The sequence below is a fragment of the Paenibacillus sp. P32E genome (genome assembly GCF_001909085.1).
Classification (GTDB): domain Bacteria; phylum Bacillota; class Bacilli; order Paenibacillales; family Paenibacillaceae; genus Paenibacillus_AQ; species Paenibacillus_AQ helianthi.
In genome coordinates this window covers 275,078-286,949 of record NZ_LVYY01000024.1, presented here as the reverse complement: position 1 = coordinate 286,949, position 11,872 = coordinate 275,078, and the positions used below count along the sequence as shown (strand labels likewise).

Genomic DNA, 11,872 nt, shown 5'->3' with positions numbered 1-11,872 from the left:
ATCATAACCTTGCAGTCCTGACAATGGAATTCGCCGTCTCGCACGCGGGGCCTCTGGCCCCGCCGTGGCCGTAATGGTATGATGCCGTTAAGGGTGCACAGTTTGCATCTTGTCTTCATATGTAAAGGAGCAGATTTATGAGCAGTAACTATGATGTAATTATCATCGGAGGCGGACCTTCGGGGCTTATGGCCAGTGTGGCTGCTGCCGAGCATGGAGCGGCAGTTCTGCTGATTGATAAAGGGGCCAAGCTTGGAAGGAAGCTGGGGATTTCCGGAGGAGGGCGCTGCAATGTGACCAACATCAAAGAGACCTCCGACCTGATCTCCCATATTCCCGGCAACGGCCGTTTCCTGTACAGCGCATTTGACCATTTCAATAATCAGGATATTATCGAATTTTTCGAGAATCTGGGGATTGCCCTAAAAGAAGAAGACAACGGGCGGATGTTTCCCGTATCCGATAAAGCCTCCAGCGTCGTCTCAGCGCTCATCGGCAAAGTGCGAAGCCTTGGTGTAGAGATTATAACCGACAGTCCGGTGGCAGAGGTTCTCTATACAAATGGCGCAGTGGAGGGCGTCCGGCTGACATCGGGCAAAAAGCTGGGTGCCCGTTCCGTGGTCATCGCCACAGGCGGCAAATCTGTACCGCAGACTGGTTCCACCGGAGACGGATATCCGTGGGCTGAGGCCGCCGGACACACCATTACGGAGTTGTTCCCTACAGAGGTGCCTATCCTGTCGCAAGAGGAATGGATCAAATCCGGGGAACTGCAGGGCTTATCCCTGCGGGATGTAACACTGACGGTCTGGAATCCGAAGGGCAAGCGGGTCATTGCCCACCGGGGCGACATGATCTTCACCCATTTCGGCCTCTCCGGGCCGATTGCGCTGCGTTGCAGCCAGTTCCTGCGGCAGGTTCAGCGCAAATCGGGAACCCACACTGTAGAACTGTCCATCGACCTTTTCCCGGACCTGAACCCGCAGGAGATGGAGGAGCAGCTGCAGAACAAGCTGGAGCTGGAGCCGAAAAAGGCCATCCGCAACTCACTGAAGGGCCTGCTGCCGGAGCGGATGATTCCCTTGTTGCTGGCTAAGACTGGACTCGACGGCGATACTACAGGACATCATCTGCCCAAAACCGGGCTGCAGTCGCTCGCAGCGCTTCTGAAGCGGATGCCGGTTCAGGTGCATGGCACCCGTTCTCTGGCGGAAGCCTTTGTTACTGGCGGCGGCGTTAACCTGAAAGAAATTGATCCCCGGACCATGGGATCGAAACTGATGCAGGGACTGTTCTTCTGCGGTGAAATACTGGATATCCACGGATATACCGGCGGGTACAATATTACCGCCGCGTTCTCCACGGGATATACGGCGGGCATGCATGCGGCCGGGCAGCACGGGGAATAACCCTCCGCACCTCACTTCCGGCAGATTTGTCTTGAATGTAAAAAGCCAGCCTCCGTTTGCTTAGGAGGCTGGCTTTTGGGGTTTGATATATTCAGATGGTCTGAGGGCTTAACTGCGGGCAGCGGCTACCCTTCAATCTTGGCGATGAGTATTGGCCGCCCTCTGGGCTGCTCACCCTGCCCATCCGGTTCAAGTGTAATCGCCACGGTATCATAGCCCTGGGGATCAAAGGTATAGTACATCGCACCTGTCCCCGCAGAAGACAGGAAGGTTCCGGCGCTTTTCTTAACATCGCCCTTGATCAGCCAGACCTGGAATGCCTCGCTTCCACTAAGTTCAGGCAGCTTCTCCGCCTGTACCAGCAGATGGGTGCCTTTGGCATCAATAACGATTGTCGCGAGGCCCTTGGCCACAATGTCCTGTGCCGCAGGACCAAGCTGGACCACCTCATTTACTTTTAGCTCAGTGGAAGGGGCTCCGGTCAGTGCAAGCTGCTTCTTCAGCCCGCTCACATCCCGCTGCAGGGAAACGGAATAGATGGCAAGCGCTGCTGCAGCTACAGCCAATATAGCGCATGCACCGCGCAAAAGGCTGTTGCGGCTCAACGGAGTTATCTTCACTTTTCCGGCTGACGAAGAGAACGGAATTTCCGGTGCGGGAGCCGGTGGCACTATGGTTTCATGAGCACCGCGTACGGTGCTCCGTTCCAGAGCATCTGCAAGAGATGTCTTCTTGCTCTCTTCCACAGCCAGCACCCGGCCCAGCACACGCTCCTTCATTCCCTCCGGCGGTGACATTTCCTCTGAAGCGAGAGGCAGCACATCCACGATCTCTCTCAGCTCTTCCACTACCTTCCGGCAATCCGCACAGCCCGTCAAGTGCGTCTCAAACTCCAGCCGTTGCTCTTCGTCCAGCCCGCCCAGCGCATACAGCTCTGCCCATTCACAGATTTGATTGTCCGCTTCATCCATGGTAGCCTTCCCTCCTTTCCTGAGCCTTAAAATGCCTCTTCAGCTGCTTCAGGGCCAGCCGCACGCGGCTTTTGACCGTCCCCAGCGGAATGTTGTACCTCGCCGCAACCTCTTGCTGCGTCATGCCTCCATAATAAATGGAATGAATGACCTGCAATTGATCACGGCTAAGCTCTGCCAGCACTTCCCGCATGCGCTGGCCTTCCGTTCTCATCTCAACAACCACGGCAGGTTCCAAGGACTCGTCAGCCACGGCATGCAGCGCAGCGTCTTCCACAGGTACTCCCCGGTCCCTAACCGACTTGCGGCGCAGCATATCTACCGCTATATTGCGCGTGAGCGCGAACATCCAGGTTGTCAGCTTGCCCTGGGATTCATCATACCGCTCACTATGTGTCCATACACGCAGAAACAGCTCCTGTACAACCTCCTCGGCTGCCATGGCGTCCTGTACCATCCTGTAGGCAAAGGAGTATATCACCTTTTCATAACGGTCATAGAGGTTTTCCAGCGCCGAGGGTTCCTTGTCTCCAATGCGTTTCATCAACTCTCTGTCATCCAGAGCTTCTGTCATAAGGGAACCCCTCTCATTAATCTCCCTCTATATTAACCTTCGCGGGAAACTTTGAAGAGGATTACTTTTATTCGGAAAAAATCCGGTTTACAGCTGTTATCATTTGGCAAAACGGAATGCGCTGAACATATTGGCAATCAGATATCCGGCCCCGCCGCCAACAGGAATAAACAGCAGCAGCCCTAGCCAGCCGTACAGCGGCAGACAGATAGCCGCCGAGCACAACAGGGCAAACGGCATCAGCATGAGCGGTAGCGCCTTTGCTCCCGCCTCTGCTTTTTGTTCTTTGGTAAATGGTAAAATCCCAATGTAGTCATCCCCTGAAAACAGCAGCCAGTAGGAGGACAGCCAGTAGGACATTAATGCGATCAGCAGCGCGAAGATCAGCCACTTCAACATAGAAGGAACAATGAATACCGCTATCAATCCGACTCCGGTAAATGACAGATACAGCTTCAAGTGAGACGGATTCCGCACCAATGCCTTGATAGCAGCCGCCGTGAACCGGCTCTCAGGCAGCGTAGACTTCAGCAGCGGCTGCGATTTCCGGAAGATCCACGGCTTGTACCGCGTAGGCCGCGGTTTATCGAGCACCCCGCGCAGCATCAGTGCAGCGATTCTCATCCGCTGCTTGTAGTCTTCGCGCACATCATTTATGAAGGTGCCGCGCAAACGCAAGCGATAGCGGATAGCCCAGGCCGTCACCACCGCAAACAAGGCAGTGACCAGCAGCAGAAGCAGAGGGCTGTCCTTGAAGTACAGTCCGGCCCGGATATAGACGGCACAGGGTACGGTAACCGCAGGAATCAGCCATAACCAGCGGCGGAAGCCCTGCCGCTGGACCTTGACGATATGCCCGAGCAGCTTGACACACCAGCTGCAGGCAATCGTCATGGCAAGCAGTGCCCAGGCCGCGGCCGGACTAACGCTGTAGCCATGGACGATGAAGGGCAGCAGAATGACATACAGCACAGCCATCTTCAGAGCTGTGACTACGAGACTGTACAGCGTTCCCCGCAGCACAATCGTCCGGATCCAGTCCTCCCGTTGCCTGAGGAATAACAGATCCCCTTCCTGCAGCAGCAGAACCAGGCCTCCGGTGGCCACCAGGATTGCCAGCAGGGCGAGAATGATTCCAAAGGGTAAATCTGCTGCCCATGCAGGCAGCTCTTGATTCCAGAAGCCATAATAAAACCGTCCGCCCAGCAAACCGCCTGGAATGATAATATACAGCAGCACCGTCCAGTCCGCAGCTGTACGGATGATAGCAGATTGCTCGCGAAAGTGGGAAAACAGCCGCCGCCGGAACAGCTTCCGTGCTGTGGGAAAAGCAAATGCACTTCTGCTCATGTCAGTTCGTCGAAGCAATCAAACAACGACGCCTCCGGCAATCCCGCCTGGGCGCGGATATCTTCCAATGTCCCCGTTGCTGTCATTCTCCCTCCGGAGACCAGCACGAAGCTGTCACAGATTTTTTCGGCCGTGTCCAGCACATGCGTTGACATCAGCACGCCGGCTCCGCGCTTGCGCTCAGCTTCCAGGAGACGAAGGAAATCCTTGGTCGCACGCGGATCAAGCCCAATGAACGGCTCATCCACAATATAGACATCAGGCTGGACCAGAAAGCCCAGCATCAGCATCATTTTTTGTTTCATACCCTTGGAGAAGCCTGCGGGAAGATCGTTGCGCACCTGATCCATGCCGAACTGGGACAGAAGCTTATCGGCCGTGGCCTCAAAGGTTTCGTAGGACAAGCCATAAGCGGCTGCAGCCAGGTCCAGATGCTCCCACAACGTCAGATCCTCATAAAATACGGGTTGCTCCGGCACGTAAGCATAAGATTTGTTCTCTCCGCCAAGCTTCACCTGGGCTTTGGCATGCTTCAGCAGACCCAGGAGGGTCTTGATTGTGGTGCTCTTTCCCGCTCCGTTAGGACCAATTAAGCCCAGCAACTGTCCTTGCTGTACCTGAAAAGAGATGTTGGATATTCTCTTATCGCCTGCTTCATAGCCCGCTTCTTCAATATAGACATCCAGTACAATGCCCCGTTCCATACTTTCCTGCTCATGATCTCCGATTGATCCAAGTTCCTGAACCTGCGGTGCTTCTGTCTCTTCCATACAGCTCTCCATCTCCTAAACCATAATAGCTGGCGCCTATTCACCGCCTGCCGGATACACTCCGGTAATCCGATCATATCACCCTCAGCCACCCTGTACCAGCTTAGTTCGGCGGACAGTCCGTTTAGGCTACTGATTGTTCCAGGGCGTGCGACGCCTTGTCTCTTTTTTCGATTCCCGGCCGCAGGAAGAGCAGCGACGCTCCAAGCAGGGCTGCCAGCATACCCGAGACAATGAAAGCCGTGACCGGACCGGAAACTGTCACTAATGCCCCACCGGCTACCGGCCCCAGAATAACCGCTGCACTGGTCAGACTGCTCACAATTCCAAATACCCGGCCCGTATAGGCTTCCGGTGTCCTGCACTGTAGCATCGAGTTGAATGGAATAAGCACAAAGCCTGCGCCAGCACCGGCGAGAATAAACGAACCGAACAACATTATATTCATCCAAAGGCCCGCCTGTCCGTAAGCAGCCACAAGAGCAGCGCTCGCAAATACAGAGCCCATGAGAATCGTACCGGTGGCCATGAACACAAGCGGGCGCTTGCTGCTGCCCATGCGTCCCACTACGAGGGCCGAGAGCAGAGTACCGAAACCGCTGGCAGCTACGCACCAGCCCAGCAAATCGGCATTCACTCCGGGAATTTCCCGGAACAGAGTAACGGTCTGGGAATCAGCCACCTGAAGCACCAGCAGGGCTGCTACAATCATCACGACGCCGCTGAGCACCACTGGCATGCCGGCAATCAGCCGTAATCCTGCACCAGCTTCCTTGCGGAAGGAATGGCGAAGCTTTGGCGTTTCAGCAACCTCACTCACTCTGTCTGTCTTGAACATCCCCGCTCGCGGCAGCCCCAGCAGGATGACCGCCGATACGATGTAGCTCACCGAATCAATGATGTAGCAGGCGGAAATTCCGACGGCCGCAACAAGCAGACCTCCAATCGCAGGACCGATAATTTTGGTAATCTGCTCTATGGAAGAGCTGAGCGCTACCGCTTGATCCATTTGTTCAGGCGGCACAAACTCTTTGAGCTTACCGCTTTTGGCCGGAGAGAACATCACATCCAGAACCCCCTTCGCCAGCAGCAGGACATAGACTTGCCAAAGAGAGCCCGCGAATACCAGACAAGCCACAATCCCGGCACGCACCAGATCAGACCCGATCATGATTGCTCTGCGGTCCATCCTATCACTTAAATATCCTGCGAATGGACCCCCTAGAAGCATCGGTACTGCCATACATAAGGAGACGGCGGTTATCTCCCAGGGTGAAGCCTGCCACTTCAGCCCGACCATAGTGAGCAGGGCCAGAATATGCAGCCAGTCCCCTATATTAGATACCAGCTGTGCTGTGATTAGCACTACAAATGGCTTGTTGGCCGTGAGTTTCACTGCCTGCGCCGAATTCCCCTGATTTTCCTTCATCCTTTATCCACTCCCCGTACAATTGGTTATCTACTGTAACCATAATAAGGAATTGCACAGGAAGGTTCATCGAACCCTGGCTGTAATTACCTGCTGCGCCTAAGGCTGATTTCCCGCTCCTTCCAGAGACGGATTGCGGTAATCTCCAAAAAGTTCACAACTTTTGTGCACCCGTAAAAAATTGTTTGATTTTTAATAATTAAAAGTGTGCTCATTGTGACAAATCACATGTTCAACATTCCTTCTTTGACGTATTGTAAAGCTAGATCAACGAAAGCAGGATTCCAAACCGTGTGGGCAAGCCCTCACGATTAACAATAGAGGTGGAGAAGCATGATACAATCCTATGAACGCGATACTCAACTGACACTGCATTTGTACCGGGTTTTTGCCAAGTCTTTCAAGAGCATTAATGAGCATGCCGTAACCGGCAGCAAGATTGAAGGCTTCAATCCTACGGCTTTCGCTGTCATGGAAGTCCTCTACTACAAGGGACCACAGCCTATCCAACAGATCGGCGCCAAGCTGCTGCTGCAGAGCGGCAACGTTACCTATGTAATCGACAAGCTGGAAGAACGCGGCTACCTGCAGCGCAAACCCTGCCCAAGTGACCGCCGGGTGATCTTTGCCGAGTTGACTGCAGAAGGCGAACGTCTCATGAACGAAATGTATCCGAAATATTCGGAGCGGCTGCATCTTGCCTTTAGCGGACTGAGCGATGAAGAGAAGGAACAGATGATTACACTGCTTAAGAAGATGGGCCTGCAGGCTGAGAAACTCTCTCCGCTTCCCCGCAAGTAGGATTTAGGCCTCAGAGGTTGTGAATCAATTCACGTTCAGACTAACCTAAATAGAAAACGGCCGCGCCCCCTGTACAGGAGAGCGCGGCCATTTTTTGTACATTGGAGCTTCGGGATGACCAGGTTCAGCCTTCCTTCCTCACGCTGTGCTCCTTCATTGCTGAAGTTAGTCCTTTTGCGAGCCCTCAAGCAGTGCATACAGGACTACATCCTGGAATCCCGCTTCCGTATGCCGGTATTCATGCAGCAGACCCTCCCGCCCAAACCCGAGTGACTGAAACAGCCGCTGCGCCCGGATATTATCCGGGTGGCATAACGCTTCGATCCGGTTGAGGCCCATTACGGCGAAGCCATAGTCCAGCATTAGCTCCAATGCCTCCCGCATGTAGCCCTTCCCCCAATAATCAGGCAGCAGCTCACAGCCGATTTCTCCTCTGTACGCTCCTTGCAGCTGCCAGCTGTTATAACCGCAGCTGCCGATAATATGCCCGTCATGTCCGAGGATGCTCCAGCGCAGACTTTCTTCCTCACGGGACATTTGCAGGAGAATCGCTATGAGCTCTTCCGCCTCCTGCGGAGTAGACAGCGGCGGTGCGGCCAGCCAGCAGGCAACCTGCGGATGCGACCAGACAGCGAACAGGTCTGCCGCATGCTCCGCCTCCATCGCGCGCAGCTTTACTTTTTTTCCGTGCAGGACAGGGACTTCTCCGCCACATACATACAAGACGATCGTCTCCTTTCAACTTTATTTAGTATACATCAGATGCAACAACGGCTGCGCCGTCCTTTTGAAGGCTTAGGCTTCCGAAGCAGCGATACTATGTATTGCTATCAGGTACCCGATTGAAACGAGAAATAGCAGGATAATTTATAGCGTGAAGCGTAGCGTAGAATTTAAAATAGCGCCTGTCATGGGTGCTTACCACCCGCAACAGACGCTGTCGTTATCTAATTGTAACGGCCGGGAGCTATCCGGACGCACCTGCTGCTCGGACTGGCTTAAGAACTTCGGTGCACAGCACCTGAAGCTTCTGCTGGATCGCCTTGAACTCCTCAATTCCCGTTCCGGTAAGACTGTAAGCCTCCCCATGGGCAGTCAGGAAATTCTCCTGGGAGAGCCGCTCCAGCTCCTGCTTCACTTCACGTTCTGCCACCCGGTACCCCAGATTCTCCAGCTCCGGCAGCATCTCTGCCAGTGTCAGATCCTTCTCATGTGCACAATACAACATATGGATTCCTATGAACAAGTTCTGTACATCGGCGCGCATATCCCACTCCTTCCGGCCAGAAGCCTTCGGTATTTATAACTGCATTACCCTGGGGAGAGAGATCGGAAACATCAACCAGATATGGTAACCGGGCGTTCCTTCCCACTGAGCCGCTGATGTAAAATTCAAACAATCCGTCAATATCCCAGGAATGCTTGACGTATCCCGCCGGGCTGTACTATGTTGTTAGTTACAGTTATGGATTTATGCTGATTTATCGTACAGGAAGGTGATGCTTCATGTTTCAAGCCATGCCCTATGATGGCACACGCAGCGAGAGGTTTGAATCGGTTCTCAGCCAGCTCGGTGCACTGATGGAAGGCGAGCCGAATGCCATTGCCAATCTGGCCAACGCCTCCGCACTGCTTAAGTACTCTCTGCCGGATACCAATTGGGCCGGCTTCTATTTATTCGACGGCAAGGAGCTGGTCCTCGGACCGTTCCAGGGATTGCCGGCCTGCCTCCGCATTCCGCTGGGCAAGGGGGTGTGCGGTACGGCCGCCAGCGAGCGCCGTACGCTGGTCGTTGGTGATGTACATGCCTTCCCTGGGCATATCGCCTGTGATGAGGCTTCAAACAGCGAGATCGTCGTCCCGCTGGTTCAAGGCGAACGCTTGCTGGGGGTGCTTGATATTGACAGCCCTATCAAGCACCGTTTTGATGATGAGGAACGCCGTTTCCTGGAACGGTTCGCCACACTGGTTGCCGACGTCATCTGATACGCTCCGTAATCAGACAAAGAGACCTTCACCGCCGCAGAATAATCTGCGCTGGTGAAGGTCTTTTTGCTGCCGGGGTGCTGGAGAGAATCCTCTCTTCCCGCACTCCAGTTTATTCAGTCGGGCTCTGCCTACAGGCGCACCGGACTGATATTCCAGATCTCGGATGCATAGCGGGCAATGGTATTGTCGCTGGAGAATTTGCCGGAATGTCCAATATTGATAATGGATTTCTTCAGCCATTCCTTCTGGTTGCGGTACGCCAAGTCAATATTGACATGGGTCTCCACATAGGAAGCGAAATCCTTAAGCACAAAAAACTCATCGTTATTGTCCAGAAGCGACTGATACAGCGTATCGAATTCCTGGGTATTGCAGCAAATAGGCCCAGGGGTCACGAGCTGATCCAGCACTTCCTTCACCCGGCTGTCGCCGTTGTAAATATCACGTGCATGGTAACCGCCGTATTGGTAGTAATCCATAACCTGCTCCGCACGAAGACCAAACAGGAACATGTTGTTATCCCCGACCATTTCATGCATCTCCACGTTCGCCCCATCCATCGTTCCGACGGTTAGCGCACCGTTCATCATGAACTTCATGTTCCCGGTACCGGAGGCTTCCTTGCTGGCGGTAGAGATCTGTTCACTAACATCAGCAGCCGGAATAATCTTCTCCGCCAGGGACACCGAATAATTTTCGAGGAAGAAAATATGGATCTTGCCCTTGATCTGCGGGTCTTTATTGACGACATCGGCTACCGTGTTGATCAGCTTAATGATGCGCTTCGCCAGGTGATAGCTTGGCGCTGCTTTGGCACCGAAGATAAAGGTGCGCGGCACTATGTCCATGGAAGGGTTATCCTTGAGCTGATTGTACAAGTGCATGATATGAAGCACATTCAGCAATTGGCGCTTGTATGCATGCAGACGCTTAACCTGCACATCGAAGATCGAGTCCGGATCTACCTGAACGCCATGCTTGCTGAAAATATATTCAGAGAGGCGCTGCTTGTTGCGGCGCTTGATTCCGGCCACCTGCTCCTGGAAGGAAGCATCCTCACTGTATTTGATCAGGCCAATCATTTCCTGCGGATGATGAACCCAACGCGAACCGATCGATTCAGTAATCAGTCCGGCCAGCTCCGGGTTCGCATGAAGTAACCACCGCCGGTGGGTGATGCCGTTTGTCTTGTTATTGAAGCGGTGCGGATACATCTCATTGAACAGACGCATTTCGCGCTTCTGCAGTATCTCTGTATGCAGAGCCGCCACACCATTAACGCTATGGCTGGCTACGATCGCCAGATGGGCCATGCGCACCTGATCATCATGAATGATTGCCATTTGATTAATCCGGTTCTGATCCCCCGGATATTTACTCATCAGCTCACCGCAGAAGCGGGCGTTAATCTCCTCGATAATGAGGAAGATACGCGGCAGGAGCTCCCGTACCATGCTGATCGGCCATTTTTCCAGCGCTTCGCTTAGAATGGTATGGTTCGTATAGGAGACCATGCGGGTGGTGATACTCCAGGACTGCTCCCAGCCGAGTCCGTGCACATCCATCAGAATCCGCATCAGCTCCGGGATAACCAGTGTAGGATGCGTATCATTGATATGCAGGGCCACTTTGTCCGGCAGTGATTCAATGCCAAGCCCGTTCTTGCTGTACGTCCGCAGAATACTCTGTAACCCCGCGCTGCACAGGAAGTACTGCTGCTTCAGCCGGAGCAGCTTGCCTTCATACTGCGAGTCATCCGGATACAGAAACTCGGAGATCGACTCTACCGAACGCTTGTATTCCAGATACTTGTGGTAATCACTTCCGGCCAGAGAACCGAACATCCGTGAAGGCTGGGCGATGGACTCTGCGCTCCAGTTGCGTAGTGTGTTCACATGCCTGCAGTCTGCACCGATAACTGGCACATCGTAAGGAACCGCGCGCACCGCTTCATAGTCCTTATGCTCGAAGGCCAGCTCACCGTTCTCCTCACGGGTCTCGATATGGCCCCAGAACCGCACCTCTACCTGCTTGTCTTCCCGCCGCACTTCCCATACATTATCATTCTGCAGCCAGTAATCGGGCAGTTCCACCTGATACCCGTCAACGATTTTTTGCTCGAACAGGCCGTATTTGTAACGTATGCCACAGCCGTGCCCTGCATACTGCAGGGAGGCCAGTGAATCCAGGAAGCATGCCGCCAGACGGCCCAGACCGCCATTGCCGAGGCCCGCGTCCGCTTCCTCCTCTTCCACATCCCGAAGGCAGAACCCCAAATCCGTAAGTCCGTCACGTACAACCTCAAGCACGCCCATATTAAGGAGGTTATTGCCGAGAAGTCTGCCGATTAGAAACTCCATGGAAAAATAGTATACCTGCTTATCCTTATCGGCTTTGAACTTCTGGTTGGTATCCGCCCAGTTCTTACCCGCATTTTCACGGATCATGTTGCCGAGAATGTTGTAGATGTCGGCGTTCGATGCTTCCTCCAGCGGCTTGCCCAATTTCCCGATGAGTGTCTCGCGGAACACTTGTTTAAAAGTCTCTTTATCGTTGAACAACAGCAGGTTCCTCCTGAC

General features: G+C 53.8%; 11 protein-coding genes. 3 read left to right on the top strand and 8 right to left on the bottom strand.

Features of this window, described 5'->3' with window-relative positions; translation table 11 throughout:
- Positions 1-137 precede the first annotated feature (137 nt).
- Entirely contained in the window at positions 138-1,409 is a 1,272-nt protein-coding gene (locus tag A3848_RS21120; protein WP_074086815.1) for a BaiN/RdsA family NAD(P)/FAD-dependent oxidoreductase, read from the top strand.
- A 125-nt stretch (positions 1,410-1,534) separates the two neighbouring features.
- Here A3848_RS21120 and A3848_RS21115 read toward each other — a convergent pair whose 3' ends face one another.
- The 5 genes from A3848_RS21115 to A3848_RS21095 form a co-directional block, all read right to left on the bottom strand.
- The gene (locus tag A3848_RS21115) at positions 1,535-2,380 is read right to left on the bottom strand and encodes an anti-sigma factor (protein ID WP_074086814.1); all 846 of its coding nucleotides are present in this window, start codon (positions 2,378-2,380) and stop codon (positions 1,535-1,537) included.
- Positions 2,373-2,954 (bottom strand): RNA polymerase sigma factor, encoded by a 582-nt coding sequence (locus A3848_RS21110; RefSeq protein ID WP_074086813.1) that lies wholly within the window; start codon positions 2,952-2,954, stop codon positions 2,373-2,375. The genes A3848_RS21115 and A3848_RS21110 overlap by 8 nt, the downstream gene beginning before the upstream one ends.
- A gap of 99 nt (positions 2,955-3,053) precedes the next feature.
- Positions 3,054-4,304 (bottom strand): ABC transporter permease, encoded by a 1,251-nt coding sequence (locus A3848_RS21105; RefSeq protein WP_074086812.1) that lies wholly within the window; start codon positions 4,302-4,304, stop codon positions 3,054-3,056.
- A complete protein-coding gene (locus A3848_RS21100; protein WP_074086893.1) occupies positions 4,301-5,008 on the bottom strand; it encodes an ABC transporter ATP-binding protein in 708 nt (235 codons plus the stop codon). The genes A3848_RS21105 and A3848_RS21100 overlap by 4 nt, the downstream gene beginning before the upstream one ends.
- Positions 5,009-5,198: 190 nt before the next feature.
- Positions 5,199-6,503: an MFS transporter gene (locus tag A3848_RS21095; RefSeq protein WP_074086811.1), complete on the bottom strand. Its 1,305-nt coding sequence runs from the start codon at positions 6,501-6,503 to the stop codon at positions 5,199-5,201.
- 333 nt (positions 6,504-6,836) lie between these two features.
- Here A3848_RS21095 and A3848_RS21090 point away from each other — a divergent pair, with 333 nt between their 5' ends.
- Positions 6,837-7,304 carry a MarR family winged helix-turn-helix transcriptional regulator gene (locus tag A3848_RS21090; protein WP_074086810.1) on the top strand — a complete coding sequence of 156 codons (468 nt, stop codon included), beginning with the start codon at positions 6,837-6,839 and terminating at the stop codon, positions 7,302-7,304.
- Between the two features lie 165 nt (positions 7,305-7,469).
- Here the strand turns inward: A3848_RS21090 and A3848_RS21085 are convergent, their stop codons facing one another.
- Both A3848_RS21085 and A3848_RS21080 read right to left on the bottom strand, forming a co-directional pair.
- Positions 7,470-8,027 carry a GNAT family N-acetyltransferase gene (locus A3848_RS21085; RefSeq protein ID WP_074086809.1) on the bottom strand — a complete coding sequence of 186 codons (558 nt, stop codon included), beginning with the start codon at positions 8,025-8,027 and terminating at the stop codon, positions 7,470-7,472.
- A 244-nt stretch (positions 8,028-8,271) separates the two neighbouring features.
- Positions 8,272-8,571, bottom strand: coding sequence for a hypothetical protein (locus A3848_RS21080; protein WP_074086808.1), 300 nt, complete (start codon positions 8,569-8,571; stop codon positions 8,272-8,274).
- Positions 8,572-8,810: 239 nt separating this feature from the next.
- Here A3848_RS21080 and A3848_RS21075 point away from each other — a divergent pair, with 239 nt between their 5' ends.
- Complete coding sequence (locus A3848_RS21075) at positions 8,811-9,290, top strand: GAF domain-containing protein (RefSeq protein ID WP_074086807.1); 480 nt, start codon at positions 8,811-8,813, stop codon at positions 9,288-9,290.
- A 131-nt stretch (positions 9,291-9,421) separates the two neighbouring features.
- Here A3848_RS21075 and A3848_RS21070 read toward each other — a convergent pair whose 3' ends face one another.
- Positions 9,422-11,854: a glycogen/starch/alpha-glucan phosphorylase gene (locus A3848_RS21070; RefSeq protein WP_074086806.1), complete on the bottom strand. Its 2,433-nt coding sequence runs from the start codon at positions 11,852-11,854 to the stop codon at positions 9,422-9,424.
- Between the last annotated feature and the right edge of the window lie 18 nt (positions 11,855-11,872).